The sequence below is a fragment of the Shewanella sp. 10N.286.52.C2 genome, from assembly GCF_002874545.1.
Taxonomy (GTDB): domain Bacteria; phylum Pseudomonadota; class Gammaproteobacteria; order Enterobacterales; family Shewanellaceae; genus Shewanella.
In genome coordinates this window covers 36,618-54,703 of the sequence record NZ_MCTV01000038.1, presented here as the reverse complement: position 1 = coordinate 54,703, position 18,086 = coordinate 36,618, and the positions used below count along the sequence as shown (strand labels likewise).

Annotated in this window: 14 protein-coding genes; 8 read left to right on the top strand and 6 right to left on the bottom strand. The window is 41.7% G+C overall.

What is annotated here, in order from left to right:
- Positions 1–406 precede the first annotated feature (406 nt).
- The gene (katG, locus tag BCU94_RS13715; RefSeq protein ID WP_102476679.1) at positions 407–2,581 is read left to right on the top strand and encodes a catalase/peroxidase HPI; all 2,175 of its coding nucleotides are present in this window, start codon (positions 407–409) and stop codon (positions 2,579–2,581) included.
- A gap of 165 nt (positions 2,582–2,746) precedes the next feature.
- Here the strand turns inward: katG and BCU94_RS13710 are convergent, their stop codons facing one another.
- Positions 2,747–2,995, bottom strand: a complete 249-nt coding sequence (locus BCU94_RS13710; RefSeq protein ID WP_076539562.1) for a DUF3297 family protein — start codon at positions 2,993–2,995, stop codon at positions 2,747–2,749.
- Between the two features lie 457 nt (positions 2,996–3,452).
- Here BCU94_RS13710 and BCU94_RS13705 point away from each other — a divergent pair, with 457 nt between their 5' ends.
- The 4 genes from BCU94_RS13705 to BCU94_RS13685 all read left to right on the top strand — a co-directional run bounded on the left by BCU94_RS13705 (position 3,453) and on the right by BCU94_RS13685 (position 9,139).
- Positions 3,453–4,808, top strand: a complete 1,356-nt coding sequence (locus BCU94_RS13705) for an NCS2 family permease (RefSeq protein ID WP_102476678.1) — start codon at positions 3,453–3,455, stop codon at positions 4,806–4,808.
- A gap of 363 nt (positions 4,809–5,171) precedes the next feature.
- Positions 5,172–5,648, top strand: coding sequence for a cytochrome b/b6 domain-containing protein (locus BCU94_RS13700; protein WP_198590886.1), 477 nt, complete (start codon positions 5,172–5,174; stop codon positions 5,646–5,648).
- A 772-nt stretch (positions 5,649–6,420) separates the two neighbouring features.
- Complete coding sequence (locus tag BCU94_RS13690; RefSeq protein ID WP_102435658.1) at positions 6,421–7,794, top strand: MATE family efflux transporter; 1,374 nt, start codon at positions 6,421–6,423, stop codon at positions 7,792–7,794.
- A gap of 199 nt (positions 7,795–7,993) precedes the next feature.
- Positions 7,994–9,139: a cupin domain-containing protein gene (locus tag BCU94_RS13685; protein ID WP_102476676.1), complete on the top strand. Its 1,146-nt coding sequence runs from the start codon at positions 7,994–7,996 to the stop codon at positions 9,137–9,139.
- A gap of 166 nt (positions 9,140–9,305) precedes the next feature.
- Here BCU94_RS13685 and BCU94_RS13680 read toward each other — a convergent pair whose 3' ends face one another.
- Complete coding sequence (locus BCU94_RS13680) at positions 9,306–9,773, bottom strand: Lrp/AsnC family transcriptional regulator (protein WP_102476675.1); 468 nt, start codon at positions 9,771–9,773, stop codon at positions 9,306–9,308.
- 247 nt (positions 9,774–10,020) lie between these two features.
- On the opposite strand from BCU94_RS13680, the gene BCU94_RS13675 reads away from it, so the two are divergent.
- On the top strand, positions 10,021–10,890 hold the full coding sequence (locus tag BCU94_RS13675; RefSeq protein WP_241905010.1) for a hypothetical protein: 870 nt from the start codon (positions 10,021–10,023) through the stop codon (positions 10,888–10,890).
- 75 nt (positions 10,891–10,965) lie between these two features.
- Positions 10,966–11,667 (top strand): winged helix domain-containing protein, encoded by a 702-nt coding sequence (locus tag BCU94_RS13670; RefSeq protein ID WP_102476673.1) that lies wholly within the window; start codon positions 10,966–10,968, stop codon positions 11,665–11,667.
- Between the two features lie 124 nt (positions 11,668–11,791).
- Here the strand turns inward: BCU94_RS13670 and BCU94_RS13665 are convergent, their stop codons facing one another.
- The 3 genes from BCU94_RS13665 to BCU94_RS13655 all read right to left on the bottom strand — a co-directional run bounded on the left by BCU94_RS13665 (position 11,792) and on the right by BCU94_RS13655 (position 14,819).
- Positions 11,792–12,904 (bottom strand): NADH:flavin oxidoreductase, encoded by a 1,113-nt coding sequence (locus tag BCU94_RS13665; protein ID WP_102476672.1) that lies wholly within the window; start codon positions 12,902–12,904, stop codon positions 11,792–11,794.
- A gap of 398 nt (positions 12,905–13,302) precedes the next feature.
- Positions 13,303–14,343 (bottom strand): porin, encoded by a 1,041-nt coding sequence (locus tag BCU94_RS13660; RefSeq protein ID WP_102476671.1) that lies wholly within the window; start codon positions 14,341–14,343, stop codon positions 13,303–13,305.
- 2 nt (positions 14,344–14,345) lie between these two features.
- Complete coding sequence (locus tag BCU94_RS13655; RefSeq protein ID WP_241905009.1) at positions 14,346–14,819, bottom strand: hypothetical protein; 474 nt, start codon at positions 14,817–14,819, stop codon at positions 14,346–14,348.
- 195 nt (positions 14,820–15,014) lie between these two features.
- Here BCU94_RS13655 and BCU94_RS13650 point away from each other — a divergent pair, with 195 nt between their 5' ends.
- Entirely contained in the window at positions 15,015–17,687 is a 2,673-nt protein-coding gene (locus tag BCU94_RS13650) for an ATP-binding protein (protein ID WP_102476669.1), read from the top strand.
- Positions 17,688–17,895: 208 nt separating this feature from the next.
- Here the strand turns inward: BCU94_RS13650 and BCU94_RS19600 are convergent, their stop codons facing one another.
- Entirely contained in the window at positions 17,896–18,072 is a 177-nt protein-coding gene (locus tag BCU94_RS19600; RefSeq protein ID WP_157937398.1) for a hypothetical protein, read from the bottom strand.
- Positions 18,073–18,086 lie beyond the last annotated feature (14 nt).

The following is an 18,086-nucleotide window of genomic DNA, read 5'->3' as shown; positions in this document are numbered from 1 at the left end:
TGCAAATACCTCATAATGGTGAATCCCACCAATTGGACTCACTATCAGTTTATTCGTCTAACCATCCGCAATGACACGAGCAAAGACTAAACCGAACAACAAACCGTAGATGCCCTAAAAATTGGCAACACTAAAGATAGCCATGTTTTGTTTACCCCCATTCAGATAAAAACCATCAAAACGATTGAGCTTAAAAGCGCCAAAGTCTGACTTTATGAACTAACTTGATAGATAGCCATATCGAAAAGCAATGACTATCGCTTTCATCATACGCCAATTGTGGGAGGTAAAAAGTGGGTAGTCATTCAACCTGAACACCTAATGTACTGCGCCTTATGGCAATCATATTGTGCAAGCTATGCTGCTAAAAGCGGCTTAGGGTTCTACATACTAAGGAAGTTAAGCTATGAATAAAAACACCACAAATACTGGTGGCAAATGTCCAGTAATGCACGGTGCTACGACCGACAACAGCATGCCAAATACCAAGTGGTGGCCTAAAGCGCTTAATCTGGATATTTTGCATCAACATGATGCTAAGACCAACCCCATGGGCGATCGCTTCAATTATCAAGAGGAAATTAAAAAACTCGATGTCGCCGAGCTAAAACTAGATATGCATGCACTGATGACAGATAGTCAGCCATGGTGGCCTGCTGACTGGGGGCACTACGGCGGCTTAATGATCCGCATGTCTTGGCATGCGGCGGGCACTTACCGCACTGCTGACGGCCGCGGCGGTGCTGGCACAGGTAATCAGCGCTTTGCCCCGCTTAACTCCTGGCCTGACAACGTCAACCTCGATAAAGCCCGTCGGCTACTGTGGCCAATTAAGAAAAAGTACGGCAACAAGCTCAGTTGGGCAGATTTAATTGCCTACGCAGGCACCATAGCCTATGAATCCATGGGGCTTAAAACCTTCGGTTTCGGCTTTGGCCGTGAAGATATATGGCATCCTGAAAAAGACATTTATTGGGGAGCTGAAAAAGATTGGCTGGCTCCAAGTGGCAGTGAAGGCAGTCGCTACTCAGGTGAGCGTAATCTCGAAAACCCACTAGCGGCAGTGATGATGGGGTTAATTTACGTCAACCCAGAAGGCGTTGATGGTAACCCTGACCCACTAAAAACCGCCCATGATATACGGGTGACCTTTAAACGTATGGCCATGGACGATGAAGAAACAGTGGCCCTTACCGCTGGCGGCCATACCGTGGGTAAAGCCCATGGTAACGGAGACGCAAGTCTACTGGGCCCAGAGCCAGAAGCCGCTGACATTGAACAACAAGGCATGGGCTGGAATAACCAAGCGAACCGCGGTATTGGTCGTGATACGGTTTCCAGTGGTATAGAAGGCGCATGGACGACTCACCCAACCCAGTGGGATAATGGCTACTTTCAACTGTTACTTAACTACGATTGGGAGCTCACAAAAAGCCCAGCAGGTGCTTGGCAGTGGCAGCCCATCAATATTAAAGAACAAGATAAACCTGTTGATGTTGAAGACCCAAGCAAACGTTACAACCCCATGATGACTGATGCTGATATGGCGATGAAAATGGATCCTGAATACCGAAAAATCTCCGAGCGTTTCTATCATAATCCTGATGAGTTTTCTGATGCTTTTGCCAGAGCTTGGTTCAAGCTGACTCACAGAGACATGGGGCCTAAAACCCGTTATGTCGGCCCTGATGTGCCAGATGAGGAGTTGATTTGGCAAGATCCTATTCCCGCAGGAAACCGCCACTACGATATTCAATTGGTAAAAGAGCAAATCAGCGCCAGCGGGTTAAGTGTTAGCGAAATGGTAACAACAGCATGGGACAGCGCCAGAACCTTTAGAGGCTCAGATATGCGCGGCGGAGCCAATGGTGCCCGTATTCGTTTAGCACCACAAAATATGTGGCAAGGCAATGAGCCGACACGCCTGTGTAAGGTATTAACTATACTTGCCCAAATCGCGACAGATACCGGCGCCAGTATCGCCGATGTGATTGTTCTAGCAGGTAATGTCGGGGTTGAACAAGCTGCCAAAGCGGCAGGTTATGAGATGATAGTGCCGTTTTTTCGCGGCCGTGGTGATGCAAGCCAAGCGATGACCGATATTGACTCCTTTGCCGATTTGGAGCCGCTTCATGATGCATTTCGTAACTGGTTAAAGAATGATTATATTGTCAGCGCCGAAGAGTTAATGCTTGATCGCAGTCAACTGATGGGGCTCACTGCCCCTGAAATGACGGTACTTGTGGGCGGTATGCGGGTGCTTGGCACCAACTACGGCAATACATTACATGGGGTATTTACCGATAATGTTGGCGTGCTCAGTAATGACTTTTTTGTCAACCTCACCGACATGAATTATAGCTGGCAACCAAAATCAGATAATCTGTTCGATATTTGTGAACGTCAAACAGGCAAACTCAAGTGGACGGCAACACGGGTAGATTTGATTTTTGGCTCAAACTCACAGCTGCGTGCCTATGCTGAAATGTATGCCCAAGATGACAATAAAAAACGATTCGTTCGCGACTTTATTACAGCGTGGGCAAAGGTGATGAACGCTGATCGTTTTGATTTAATCTAAGTCGTAAACAGGCATGAACGCAATTTAAGTCTAATGCTAACAAAGCGTCGAGATTAAAAAACAAAAAAGCGAATCAATCGATTCGCTTTTTTATGCTTTAAGTTAACAACTCAAACTAATGCTTTTTGATCTTAACTCAAGCTACTGATTTAAAGATTAATCAGCTTACTTGTAAAAGGCTTCAATAGTGCCTTTAACTGTCATCATTAACGGTTGACCGCGACGGTCTAACGCTTTGTGAGACGGCACTTTAACCCAACCTTCACTGATGCAATATTCTTCAACGTCAAAACGCTCTTTACCGTTAACGGTAATACCAATGTCGTGATCGAAAATGGCAGCCACATGATGTGGGCTACGTGGGTTAACGGAAAGGCGATCAGGTAAAGCGAGTTTCTCAGTTGAGTCAGTCATGGTTGCTATCTGTAGTAATAAATATATCCGCTATTGTAGGCAATAGCGCCGTTTTGCTCAAGCGCAGCAGTCATAAATATCAACTAACTAAATAGCATAGACTTTCAAATCAAAAGATTTGTTTAACTATCGATATCGCTTAGGTCAAATCATTCACGTAACTTTCACACTTGTTGCGTAAAACTGTTAGCTGTTTCAAATTTCGCTATTGGTTAATCCTGTAAACTTCGCACCAACAAAAGCTATGTTGGTAAGAGTAAATTTTACCAGATAATGTGTATAACAAATTTGTTTACTACATTTGTTTACTACAATAATCGCAGGTCACTAACGCTTATAGCGCTAAGTGGATCTCTCACCCAATACCATAAGGTTTTGGGGCTCTACCTGCCGTAGCTATGTAGCCAATGAATACTCATTGGTTAACTGATATTTAAGAGATCAAAGGTTATCTACTATGACGTCTAAACAGACCACCAAGGCTACTGCAGCCTCTGCTCCATTTATCGATCGCTATTTCAACATTTCTGCTCGTGGAAGTACCTTAAAACAAGAAATCATTGCTGGTTTAACAACTTTTTTAGCCATGGTGTACTCGGTTATTGTGGTGCCAAATATGCTTAGCACAGCAGGCTTCGACCCTGAGGCAGTATTTATCTCCACTTGCTTAATTGCCGCTTTTGGTTCTTTACTCATGGGGCTATGGGCTAATTTACCCATGGCCATTGGTTGTGCCATCTCACTCACAGCATTCACGGCATTCAGTATGGTACTGGGTCAGGGGATATCAATTCCGGTGACTCTGGGCGCTATTTTTCTTATGGGTCTCATATTTACTTTTGTGAGTGTTACAGGGATCCGTCAGTGGGTACTGACTAATTTACCTAAAGGTATTGCTCACGGTACAGGTATTGGTATTGGTTTGTTCTTACTTTTGATTGCCACCAATAGCGTGCAATTAATCGTCTCTAACAATGCTGGCTTACCGGTAAAATTAGGTGACATCAATAGCCTGCCCGTTATTGCTACCATTATTGGACTTGCGGCCACCATTGGCCTTGAACGACGCGGGATACCAGGCGGTATTTTACTGGTGATCATTGGCTTATCGCTATTTGGGTTATTGTTTGATCCCAACGTGACCTATCAAGGCTTGTTTGCCTTACCTGATTTAATGTCTGATAAATCATTAATTGGTCAGCTCGATATTATGGGCGCATTAAACCCTGTAGTACTACCCATTGTCTTGGCTTTGGTGATGACCGCTATTTTTGATGCCACAGGTACCATACGTGCCGTTGCAGGCCAAGCAGAATTACTTGATGACAAAGGTAATATTATTAGTGGAGGTAAGGCACTTACCTCAGATTCTGTAAGCAGTATTTTTGCAGGCGCAGTCGGTGGCGCCCCCGCTGCAGTGTATATTGAATCAGCTGCAGGTACAGCGGCAGGGGGGAAAACAGGACTAACCGCAACCATCGTTGGTGTATTATTTTTACTGATGATGTTTTTGGCGCCATTAAGCTATTTAGTGCCTGCATATGCCACCGCGCCCGCGCTGATGTATGTTGGCCTGCTGATGTTAAGTAATGTCAGTAAGCTTGATTTTGACGATAAAGTCGATGCAATGGCAGGGCTAACTTGCGCAATCTTTATTATTTTAAGTTGTAATATCGTCACCGGAATTATGCTAGGGTTTGTCACCTTAGTCATTGGCCGAATATGCAGCGGTGAGTGGCGTAAACTTCGAGTGGGCGTTATCGCCATAACCCTTGGTTTAGTTGTTTTCTACATGGGTGGTTGGGCAATTTAATACCCTTGCTTACGATAGCAAGTACTTACGATAGCAAGGCCAACTATTAACGTTGGCCTTTTTTTCTTTTTGTTAATGTTCAGCCATAAAAAAGCCTATCCACGCAAGGTGGCGGGCAATTCAATAGGCCCTCTGTCACTTCTGCGCATAACATCACTGTATCACCATTAACCACGACGAAAAGTCGACTACGAATGTGAAAAATACCAAGTGTAAACCAAAGTAAAGTTAGTTGATAAAGTCAATCAACTTAGGGTAAATTGCGCTGATTGCAGCAATCTATTTTCATGTCAGTCAATGAATATGAATCGCTAAATGTGAATAATAAAATGTCATCAATGATGGTTAATGGAAACTTGGTAAATGAAAACTTGGAAAGACGATTTAGGTAAAACACTCTACGTCATGGATGCACTACTGTTAATTGGATTTATATTAGTTTGCGCCCCTAAAGCCACAGGGGTTTTATTGCACGAATGGTTAAGCTTATTGTTTATAGTCCCTTTGGTTATTCACCTATTACTGCACTGGGACTGGTTAAAGTCACTGCCTAAAAAGTTTGTCAGCCAATTATCTGGTGAAGCCCGTTTTAATGCTGTGTGGGATTTTATTTTCTACCTAGCAATGCTGATGGTTATTTTAAGTGGCTTTTTGGTGTCAGAAGTGATGCTACCTCAGCTAGGGATTCATTTTGACATCCTTCCGGTATGGTCAAAAATGCATCACGACCTAGGCAATCTATTGATGCCAATGCTAGGGATCCACTTAGCAATGCACTGGAAATGGATTAAGGGTATGAGTAAAAAGTTTTTCAAAAAACAAACAGCAAAAAAGGCCTAAATTATGAAATACCTTAGCCACAAATGGAAAAGTCGTAGTTTTATTATTCTGTCAATTTCACTACTATTCACCGCTTTATTGTGGACAGTATCCCTGAGTGAGTGGGCGACAACTATCAATATGGTTATTAGTGAACCCCACTCAGAACCGAATATTTCACCATTACTTATCGGTGTTATTTCACTTGTCAAAGTCACCTTGTTAACACTGATACCGGCTGTGTTGTGTTTTGGAATTATGACTTTTGTCAGTTCAATATCGCGCTTTTTAAAGTTTCGTTCCCACAACATGAAGCTAAAATCCTAAGGATTAATACCTTGCGCTGGTAATTAATTGCCACAGCCGAACTGTAATATCTAAAAGCCACAACTTACTTAAGCCATAGCAAAAGTAAGTTGTGTTGCTTTTCTCTTTATCGAATCGACCATTCAACTGCACCAGCCCTTATAACTTCCTGCGTCTTTGTTTTACCAGAGTACCAATAGCTGATCTTGTCATTTATAACCCGAAAAACCTAAAGCTCCCCCATAGTAACCAAAAACTATTTAAGTTATTGTAGTACAAATAGGTATAACTCGATGATAGTCCCTGTAAACGTTAGTAATGCAGTGTGAGCTAAGCGCCTGTCAATAAGCTTATTGGAGCGATTATTCAAGATTGAAATATGGTTATTTAGCCTATTATTCAACGTTAACGCCTTCTATAACTTGATTAAATTTACAACTTATTCTGTTTTTAACTGATTTAACTTAACCGCATTTAAGGTCTAGCCGTGCCCTCTCAGTCCTATGTAAAAAAGAACCTTTCCCTTGCTTGGCCATTAGCATTAAATGGACTGCTGATGCAGTCCATGTTGATGATAGATACCTTATTAGTATCGCCTTTAGGCGAAATCCCCTTAGCGGCTATGGGCATAGCCACTGCTATTGTTGCTGCTATTTTGGGTATTCAAATGGCATTGGCCAATGGTACCCAATTGGTGTTGAGTCGCGCCGTTGGCTCTGGCAATAATCAAACACTATCAAAAGCATTCTGGTCTGGGATGATGATTAACTGCTCGGTGGGCTTGCTTTTTTGGATATTGCTAACCCTGTTTGATCGCCCTTTAATTGGCCTGCTGACAGACAATGTGTTGTTACAACAAGAAATTGCCAGTTACTTAGTGATTTCAAAATACATCATACTTTACACTGCACTAACCCAGGTGATGATTGCCCTGTTTAATGGCTTGGGTCGCACTAAAATTCCCTTTAAAGGGTATCTCATTGAGTTGCCCATTAACGCCGTCTTGTCCTATTTACTTATTCATGGTTATCAGTTTAGCGATACGATCGCAATTGAAGCTATGGGCGTTCAAGGCGCCGCACTAGGTAGCATTATTGCCATAAGCGTGCGGCTTATGTATCTGGGATCATATATGAAATTCAGCCCTGTAATCGAAATCACGCTGCCAGATAAAAACACCTCAATGAGCCGCAATATTCGGCTGCATTTTATTGAGATATTCCCGATTGCAGCCAACGTCACTATGCTGATGATAGGGGTGACTGTGTATCAGTTGCTGTACTCACAGCTCGACATTAATGCCTATGTCGCCATCACCTTGGTGATGCCTTGGATTAAAGCGGGAACCCAATTTATTGCGGCTTGGTCGCACTCATCAGCCATTACCATTAGCCAAGCTATTGGTTCTAATAAGATGGATGATTTGAGTAAAAACGTTGATACCAGTATCGATATTGCGGTGGTTATTTCAGTGATTTGCGCAATGCTGTTTGGTCTTATGAGCATTTTTATTGCCGATATTTACCCACATTTAGATGCAGCAACCTATCAAGCGTTAGCTGTCATTGCGCCGCTATATATCTTTTTGCCTATCGTGCGTGGTTACAACACGGTTCATGGCAATATATTACGAGCAGTGGGTAAAACTACCGCAGTATTCAAAATTAACTTTACTGGCCAATGGGTGATTTCAATCCCCTTATGTGCACTGATCATTTTAGTCTTTGATGGGTCAATTTTTTGGGCCTTTGCTATTCAGCCATTTGAAGAAGTCGTTAAAGCCCTGCCGTTTAGGCAACTCGCCAGAAAGTCGCTAAAAGAGTTCGATCATAAAAAAGCCCAAGCATTGATGTATGACTAAAACCTTTGTCTACAAAGTGCTGCTATTGTCAGTGACAAGTAGAGAATTGATACACTCAACAGGTTTAGATTTTTTCAGGCGCTATTGAGCTAGGCAGATTTATTGCCTTTACCAGCTAATCCACCATTTTATGATCTCGGCCAAATTACCAAATGCTAATACTTGCTAGTATCGCGGCAAATTTCACTGAGTAATAAATATGCAATTAGATTTAAATGGTATGACGCCAAAACAGTTTCTTGAACAGTATTGGCAAAAGAAACCACTGGTGATCCGTCAAGGCTTTAAACACTTTGAAGACCTGCTTTCACCAGAAGAAATGGCAGGGCTGGCTTGCGAAGATGTGGTTGAATCTCGCCGCGTGTTTAAAGCAAACGATGAATGGCAAGCTGAGTTTGGCCCATTTGAATCCTATGAAAAGCTCGGTGAAACTGACTGGACCTTAATTGTCCAAGCCCTTAACAACTGGGTGCCTGAAGCTGAAGAGCTGATCAAATGTTTTGATTTTATCCCACGCTGGCGCTTAGATGACGTCATGGTCAGCTATGCCACACCGGGTGGCGGCGTTGGCCCCCATATTGATCTTTATGACGTATTTATCTGCCAAGGTTCTGGCCGACGTCGTTGGAGAGTCGGTGACCTTGGGCCGCATAAAGAGTTTGCTGCTCACCCTGCATTACTGCACACCGAAGCATTCGACCCGATCATTGATGTTGAATTACTCCCTGGCGATATCTTGTATCTGCCACCAGGCTACCCTCATGATGGGGTAACCCTTGAGCCATCAATGAGCTTTTCTGTGGGTTACCGCACTGCATCGGCAAAAGATATGATCAGTTCAATGGCCGATCACATTATCGACAAAGATTTGTGCAATGAGCAAATTGCCGATCCTGACCGCGCCTTAAGCGAACACTCAGGTATTGTGAACAGCAGCGATCTTGAGCGAATTAAACAGCAACTTTTTGCCACCCTTGATGACAAGCTAGTCAGTGAATTTAGCGGTCGCTACCTGACTCAGTCTAAGTGCGAACTTGATTTACCCGAAGAGAGTTTAGGGTTTCAAAGTTTAGATGTGACTGAGCAGCTTAAGCTGCAACCTTTAGTAAAGCTTGGCGGCCTGCGCACGCTGTACTTTGAAACCAGCGTTGCTGATGGCGTGCTGTATATCAATGGCGAGCAACTGCAACTATCTGCGGGCAAAGAAGCCTTAATCGCACTGCTATGTGATACCCAAGAGCTTACCGCACACGACTTAAGCCCATGGCTAAATGATGATGAAGTGGTTGAGCAATTAACCGCTTGGGTTAATGCTGGTTACTGGTATTTTGACGAAATCGACTAAAACTAGTAGATCGATTAAAGCGCCTTAACTCAGTTTAGCTGCGCTAAAATCGGTTACACGAGTTTGTAACTAGTCTATAAAAAATGGTTCAGTGACATCGGTCACTGAACCATTTTTTTACTGTTAGATTTGCAATAATTAATGCTTAGCCAAATCCAGTAACATGCTAATCGGTATTTAAGTTAATGGCGGTGGCGTTTTTGACCGTACGTAATGACACGGATGTATGAAACTTGCGAATGTTAAAATCACAACGCAATGTGCTATCAATAAAGGTTTCATAGGCTTGTATGTCGGTAACACAGACAATAAGCATGAAATCGTAACTGCCCGAGATTTGATAGCACTGAGTGACTTCAGGCGCTTTCATGACTGTTTGTCGAAATAATCGATAGATATCATCCCGGTCGCGATCCATTTCAATCGACACAATCAAAGTCAACTTATTGCCTGATAACTCAGGGTTAATCAAACAAACATCACCAATAATGATCCCTGCCTCTCGTAAGCGTTTTATCCGCTTCAAACACGCTGGCGGCGACAGTCCCACTTCTGCAGCGAGATCGATATTCTGAATCTTATTATTCGATTGTAACTGCATCAAAATGCGCCGATCGATCCTGTCTAATTCCATATTTCTTTAAACCCACTTAAATAGCACCAAAATTTACCAATTAATTATAAATAGGAAATATTGATATGCAAAATATTTAATTTACAACCAAAAATTAACCAACTCCTAGGTATTATATGCGCCTCTATTGGCAGCAACGAACCACGTTACAATGAACTCTATTACGCTCTTTTTTAAACAACTCTCTGTTGAAGTCTATTCTGTCACTACTACACTGTTTAAAATCATGATCCCAATGATTATTATTATGAAAGTAGTAGAAGAAATGGGCGGTTTGGTGCTACTGGGTGCACTGCTGGCGCCGTTAATGAATTTTGTTGGTTTACCCAGTGAAATGGGCATCGTTTGGGCAACGACCCTGCTTACCAATATTTACACTGGGATAATTATTTTTATTAACCTCGATACTAGCTTAAGCGTTGCTCAAATCACCATTCTTTGCAGTATGATGCTGCTGGCTCATGGCTTACCCATAGAAGCGAGCATTGCAAAAAAAGCCGGGGTTTCCCTATGGGCTACATTAGTGATCCGTATCGGTGGAAGTTTTGCCCTTGCTTGGCTACAACACCAGTTTTATCGCTATAGCGAACAGGGCCAAGAGGCTGCGGTCATTGTATGGCAACAGGAAAGTAATCAAGATATTGGCTATCTAGCGTGGTTTGTGGGGCAGTTAGAAAATCTAGCGATGACTTTTGTGGTTATCGCAGCACTCATGTTTGTGCTTAAAATATTAAAACTAACAGGTTTTGAACGCCTATTAATCATGCTTCTGCAGCCATTATTCAAATTAATCGGCATCGGCAAAGAGGCGGCTAATCTTGCCATTATCGGTATTACTCTGGGTTTATCACTGGGCGGAGGCTTACTGATCAATGGCGCGAAAAAAGGCACGATTTCGCGCTATGAAATATTTATAACCATCATGATGCTCAACTTATTACATAGTGTTATCGAAGATACCCTGCTGATCATGCTGCTTGGCGCTGACTTTAACATGGTCTTCTGGGGCCGAATAATATTTACCTTCATCGTTATTATCACCCTGAGTATGGTGATCAGAAGGTACAGCCATTGGAATCGTGCCAATTTAGCCAGATTAAACAAAACCACAGAATGAATACAGGCGAAATAAAGCAATAACATAAGCAGCTAGCTGATATAGCGACCAGCTAGGTTATCAGTTACTTTTGCGGTGAATTACAGCGACCGATTACAGCTTGGCATTAAATTAACACTCGATTTATTCGGCCCAATCATTGATGTTGAACTGCTTCCTGGCGATATCTTGTATCTGCCACCAGGCTACCCTCATGATGGGGTCACCCTTGAGCCATCAATGAGCTTTTCAGTGGGTTACCGCACGGCATCAGCAAAAGATATGATCAGTTCAATGGCCGATCACATCATTGATAAAGATTTATGTAATGAGCAAATTGCCGATCCTGACCGCGCCTTAAGCGAACATTCAGGTATTGTGAACAGCAGCGATCTTGAGCGGATCAAACAGCAACTGTTTGCCACCCTTGATGATAAGTTAGTCAGTGAGTTTAGTGGCCGTTACTTAACACAATCTAAGTGTGAACTTGATTTACCTGAAGAAAGTTTAGGGTTTCAAAGCTTAGATGTGACTGAGCAGCTTAAACAGCAACCGCTGATTAAACTGGGTGGCCTGCGCACTTTGTACTTTGAAGCTAGTGTTGCTGACGGTGTGCTGTATATCAATGGCGAGCAACTGCAATTATCAGCAGATAAAGAAGCCTTAATCGCACTGCTATGTGATACCCAAGAGCTTAGTGCACAAGACCTAAGTCCATGGTTAAACGATAACGATGTGCTTGAGCAATTAACCGCTTGGGTCAATGCTGGTTACTGGTATTTTGACGACATCGACTAAATCAGATTGGCTCAGATAAGCTGCAGTTGATGAACTCACATCAGTAAGTCAATTAACATCGCGTAAAAAAGCGAACCATCTGGTTCGCTTTTTAATCGACAAGTTTTAATGGACAGAATAAAAGTTAAAAACCCGCAATCGTAGCTTTTCGCTGTTTATTTACAATGCAAAAATTACCACGCTTAGTGCGGCATTTTGAGCAGGTTTCACATAGGGCTTGAGCTCTATCACCATTGTGCCAACGCTTCACTAGATCAGGCTCTGACAATAATGGTCTTGATAGGGCAAAGTATTGAATATTGGTATTCGCGGCAATGGCCTCAATGGCATCAATATCCGTTAACCCGCCTACAGTAATAACTGGTATATTCACTTCACGACTTATCACATCGCCATATTGATGAAAATAACCCTGTGGCTGAATGGTATGCCCCTCAAACGACTCACCAATCATGTCATTAGCTTTACCATGAATATTGCCAGAAATGATAATGGCATCAACGCCAATGGCTGCAAGCTTTTTACAAATAACACGGGTTTCAGCAAAGGTTAAGCCACCTTCAAAAAAATCACAGGCGGTTAATTTCACCAGTATCGGGTAATCATCACCCACCAGCTTTCTGGTTTCCGTATAGATTTCAACTAAAAAGCGCAGGCGGTTTTCTAGGCTGCCACCATATTGATCATCTCTTTGATTGTAATAAGGGCTTAAAAACTGATTAATTAAATAGCTGTGGGCCCCATGAATTTCAACCCCATCAAAACCTGATTGTTTTGCCCGTAAACTCGCTTTCGCAAATGCCTGCACTATGTAATCTATCTCGGCAATGGTCATGGCTTTACCTAAGGTTTTTGTGCCACGCTCGCAAACCTCACTTGGGGCAAAAATCACTCTTTCGCCCACGTTGTAAGTGGTTTTGGTGCCACCATAGGCCAGCTGCATGGCTATTTTGGCGCCATTACGGTGAACTAAATCCGTTAGCTGTTTATATTCCTCGATAAAGGAGTCGTCGTATATGCCCATCATGCCCGCATTGGGTTTTTCTTCTGCGACGATATTGGCATAACCTGTAATGATCAGGCCGACTTCACCTTGAGCAAGCTCTTTGTATATGGCGTATAACTTTTCTGTCATATGGCCATCTTCAGTTGCCATATTTTCCCAAGTCGCACTGCGGATAAAGCGGTTCTTTAACTGCATGCTGCCAATGTGGGTTTCTGTATACAAAGTGCTCAAGTTACATCCTCTAAAAAGCGTCATCTATTAAACGGCGGCATTATAAAGGGCGTTGTTCAACAATCAAACAACTACAAGTCAGAAGTGAGACCTAGCTATATAGTCCAAAAGAGGTAATTAACTAGGGCGATTGAATAAGAATATCCGCTAAGGGGGCGGCTGGTGTACTACATGAGATTGATCTAAAGCTCTTTTTACGAAAAGCGTTATGAATGATGGCGCTTTGCCATATTATTCAACATAGCAAACTAAATAGTCAATTAAGCCAAAGCAGCTATCTTTGCGAGCAAAACAGCTAAAAATAAGTATCGCGGTAAAGTGTTAACTATTTAAAAAGGCTAGGCAGTTAACTGCCTAGCCTCAAAACCTTTAGCTAGCATCAACACGTTTCGTTAGCATCAAAAGACAAAGTTCACCGTCAAGCTTAATAACTCAACATCGGTACTTTCACCCCAAATAATTGGTGGTGCGGCAAATTGCGCTCGGTTTATTGGATTATCCCCTAAAATGGACTGGTACTCAGCATTAAGTGAAATCGATGAAGTCACATCATAGCGAAGCCCTATAGTCACCCCTTGACTCTCTCTAAGCTCACGACTCTCGGCATAAACCACATAGGGAGTAAAATCATCGATTGCATAACCAACACTGGCGTACCAATTACTTTGCAGCTCATCATGTTCAAATTCAGCCATAAACTGCCAAGCATCTAAACTGTATTCTGCCCCCAAAGTAAATACACTTAACTCATCAGCAGTAGGGGCTGGGCGTAAAGTATATTTAGACCGTAAAAATCCAGTATGGATACGATAATTAAACCCAACTAAATCGACATATATTCCGGTGGTATAGTCAGAATCAAATTGCATCAATATCGGCCCTAAATTCACCTCAGTTAAGCGGCCGAAACCATAATAAGGTGAAACGGTAAGTGATATTTCATCAGATAATTCATATTGCCAAGCCAGCGAAACACCATCGTATGAGGTGGTACCTAAAATCGAGTCGTAAATCTCACCCGGCGGCCTTGCCCACGCATAGGCTTGGCCAACAAAATAAAACTCAGAGACTAAAAACAAGGGTAAGCGCAATCGGCCAGCCCTTACTTTAAAGTCACTAAATTCATAACTTAGGTAGGCCCATTCTAACTCAGGTTCGCTCCATTTATCTTGGGTGCGCTTAACCACTTGAGCTGATGCATCAAAGCCCTCAAACACATCTAAATCAAGTTGTATTCCAAATAAAGTATCACAGTCATAACAGGTTTCATCTGTTATTTCCCGGTTAATAAATAATGGCGCTTTATTGTCTGATTTACTGATAGATGTTGAACCAAAACCACTGATGGAAAAGTTATCAGTCAGCTCTATCGCAGCTTGTGCATTGGTTGCCATGCCAAGGGTTAATAGTAAAATTATGTATTTTCGGTTTAATAACATGGCTACTCTCCTTGTGGCACTGTGATTAAGATATTAACTTCTTTAGGCACCGACTCTATCGGAGCATATGCAATACCATTAGGATTGTCGTTCAGCCATTTGAGGATCTTCTTTATATCATCACTGTCTAACTCTTCTGGTGGCGAGCCTTTGCCGGAGAAAGCCAACCCGGCCCAATAACCATTCATTTGTGAGACCGATTTACCCAGCAACATGCTATAAAACTCTTCGCGGTGCATGGAGGTTTCAGGTAGATCAACTAAGACAATTTTAAAGCTACCTCCGACTTTTTTAGACTTACCTCGATATAACATTCTCGCCTTACTTTTACTTAAAGGCGGCATGTCATCATTAAGGCTAAAAATAGCGAATTCGACCTCAGAGCTTTTGCTGGTATCAGCCTCTAAAGCCCAAGTTGATGGGGATAAAATTAATGCAGTAAGAAAGATAAGCCGCCTTGTGCACAATCTACTCAAAAAAAAATGCTTCAGGCTCAATAAAAAGGCTTTGTGGTTTAATCCATTAATCATATAAAAACCTTCATTCCTAGATAGTTTTTGTACTATGCTAAACATAGTCAGAAGTTTTACTAATCTAAACTTAGCCAAGAACCCTACGATATACAACTTTATAGCTAACTTTTTATGGCTAATTTTACTCAAGGAGCTGAGATGAATTTATTGAATCGTATTTCAATAAAAGCAAGGATGTTGGCACTTGTCTTGTTACCATTGGTTTTTGCAGGTTTTTTATCAGCGTTAGAAATCCAAAAACAAACTGATAATGTGCAAGCTTTAAACAGCCTTAACAACAAAGTGACCTTTTTAGAGTTATTTTCCCAGCTTAATCGGCAAATTACTCAAGCGCAAGACGCGCTCAGCGGCCAAGATGAGCCCTTTGTATTATCCCAATTCACATCTATTACGGAGCAACTGTCTGCGTTATTACCCACAAGCTTTAGCGCTCAACACAGTGAAGATATTCAAGCATGGTTTAACAGCACTGAAGAAGCCTTAGCTGAATCGCCAGCCCTTACCAAAGAGGATTTATTTGATTGGTCAATTTGGATGAACGAATTGCAAAACCAAGGGTTGATGACGCTAGAAAAAGATAAGCTTGATGTACCTGAAAAAATTAACCAGAACTTGACGATTTTATTTCAATTGCAATGGCTATCACTGTGGTCTGCAGAAGAAAAATGGCTAATGGATCAACTGATAACGAATCGAGGCGACGAAGATCTGCTGAGTCAATTGAATATGAGCGCTGAAAGACAACAACTGTATGTCGATCGCTTTATTAATATTAGCGCCAAGCCTGAGCAAGTAGACCTGTTATTAACTACCTTTTCAGATCAAGCATTCCAACAAAGTTATCAGCTGCGCAGCCAATTTCTGCAAGGGAATGAAATTGTTGATAATACAGATGCTAACTTGGAGGTGTTTAATCAGCGTTTGAACTTAATTCAATATGTTGTCACTACCATTTCAGAGCAATTATCCACCAATATTCACTCTGAAATAGCAAAGTCTAAGCAGCTTATTATTATGTTCTGCGTTGCATTGCTAATATCGCTCGTTACTATTGGCACCATTGGCGCAAACCTTTACCGCCGCATTCTAAAGTATCTGCATCATGTGATTAAAACCATGTCAAAAATTGAAAAAACACATGATTACTCAAATAAGATAAACGAAAGTGGTAAAGATGAATTAAGCTACTTCTCTAAAAAGCTCAATAACCTAATTCATGAACGCTTTTTAAATGATGCCAAAATCTTGCAAGCAAAATCAGATGCAGAAAGAGCTAACCAAGCCAAAAGTTCTTTTTTGGCCAATATGTCCCATGAGATTAGAACACCGTTAAATGGCATTATTGGCATGTCGGAGATAATGTCAGGCACAAGGTTAACTCCTTTGCAAAATGAGTACCTGCAAACCATAGAAACATCCTCACATACCTTATTACTATTGATTAACGATATTCTGGATCTTTCTAAAATTGAGTCGGGTAACCTGTCTATTGCTTACAACGACACCAATATTACCGAGGTCATCTATGACACCCTCACTATGGTGTTAGCTAAAGTCGTTGAAAAGCAACTCGACCTTAAAATTGAAATCCCTGAACATATGCCTCACTTAGTATCACTTGACGAACATAGAATGCGCCAAGTATTAATGAACCTTCTGTCAAATGCAGTTAAATTTACCAATAACGGCTTTATTAAAGTCGCTGTGAGCTGCGATTACGACGAAGCTAACTATGCCAATATGAAAATTAAAATATACGATAGCGGTATTGGTATTAAAGAAGAAAATCACCAACAAATCTTTTCACCTTTTATCCAAGAGGATGGCACCATCACTCGTGAATTTGGTGGTACAGGGCTTGGGCTGGCAATTTGTAAACAGCTAGTGGGGTTAATGGGCGGCGATATAAAAGTTAGCTCAGAAAAAGGTAAAGGCAGTTGTTTCAGCGTTGAACTTAAAGCCCGCATCATTACCAAAGAGCAGCCTAAAAGAGACGAGTTTAAACACCTGACTACGGCAATTATTTCCAGTAATAATGATATTATTGATGCTATTGATGCTGCCTGTAGTAAACATGAATTTAGCATAAATTACCGTTACCCATCACCGTTTGACTTGTTACAGGATAAGCAAAAGTTTGATCTGTTATTTATTGATAATGCCTCAATGAACCGAGAGGCTTTAAAAGCATTACCCGAATTACTCATGCTGCAAGATAGTTTTTCCATTGCCATTAATAGCCCTTCTGAGCAGCGAACATTAGATAACATTGACGCCTCTATCACCATACCACTGCTTGGCAGGCGCTTTAGCGATGCCATTCGTAATGGCATCGAAAGTCGTACTCTGCGCAACAAAGTCACCCCAGCTGAAAAAAAAGCCGCCAATGATGGTATTGATAAGCAAGAACAACCACGCACCATTCACGGCATGATTTTGATTGTCGAAGATAACCTCGTTAATCAAAAGGTCGCCTCAGTGCTAGTCAAGCAAGCGGGCTATAACTTCGTAATTGCTAATAATGGGCTTGAGGCGTTTGATTTTATTAGTGATGGCAAAATATTTGATGCAATCTTAATGGATTGTATGATGCCCATTATGGATGGTTTTACTGCCACCCAAAAAATCAGAGAGTGGGAGCAAATAAACCCATCTGTGCAACGGCTGCCAATCATTGCACTTACCGCCAGTGTACTGGATCAAGATATTGAGAAATGTTATGAGTCAGGAATGGATGATTATTTGGCAAAACCATTTGAAAAGCATGTTCTTATCGAGAAAATAAAACAGGTCACCAAGCTTGCAGGTTAGCTGTAAGAGTATTTGCAGTAATTGAATTTAGGCTAACACCAATAAGCTGATTGTATAAATGCCTGATCATATAAATGCCTGATTTGCTGACTGTATAAATATCTGATTATATAATTGGCTGATTACCTGATTGTATGAATGCCTGATTTGCTGATTATCTTGAGATGCAACCAAACATCGAAAAATCACTAATCGCTATCAATTACCTTCATATTAAGCGTTTCTGCTGCAATAATTTTTGTTTTTCCTTTTGTTTTTCCTTTTGTTTTTTATCTCGTGATAAATGTTTTGAACTTTTTAGGCCGACACATTTATCACGCTTAAAGCGTCGCCAGCAGGGCATTTCATTACTGGCAACGCTATATTTTGCGATTAAAATCGCCACTGAATTATAACCTG

Bases quoted from the DNA above. Each gene is read 5' to 3' on its own strand.
- BCU94_RS13700 (WP_198590886.1), top strand. From the start codon at position 5,172: ATGAAAACTTGGAAAGACGATTTAGGTAAAACACTCTACGTCATGGAT.
- BCU94_RS13710 (WP_076539562.1), bottom strand. From the start codon at position 2,995: ATGACTGACTCAACTGAGAAACTCGCTTTACCTGATCGCCTTTCCGTT.
- BCU94_RS13650 (WP_102476669.1), top strand. From the start codon at position 15,015: ATGAATTTATTGAATCGTATTTCAATAAAAGCAAGGATGTTGGCACTT.
- BCU94_RS13675 (WP_241905010.1), top strand. From the start codon at position 10,021: ATGAAAGTAGTAGAAGAAATGGGCGGTTTGGTGCTACTGGGTGCACTG.
- BCU94_RS13685 (WP_102476676.1), top strand. From the start codon at position 7,994: ATGCAATTAGATTTAAATGGTATGACGCCAAAACAGTTTCTTGAACAG.
- BCU94_RS13680 (WP_102476675.1), bottom strand. From the start codon at position 9,773: ATGGAATTAGACAGGATCGATCGGCGCATTTTGATGCAGTTACAATCG.
- BCU94_RS13705 (WP_102476678.1), top strand. From the start codon at position 3,453: ATGACGTCTAAACAGACCACCAAGGCTACTGCAGCCTCTGCTCCATTT.
- BCU94_RS13660 (WP_102476671.1), bottom strand. From the start codon at position 14,343: ATGTTATTAAACCGAAAATACATAATTTTACTATTAACCCTTGGCATG.
- katG (WP_102476679.1), top strand. From the start codon at position 407: ATGAATAAAAACACCACAAATACTGGTGGCAAATGTCCAGTAATGCAC.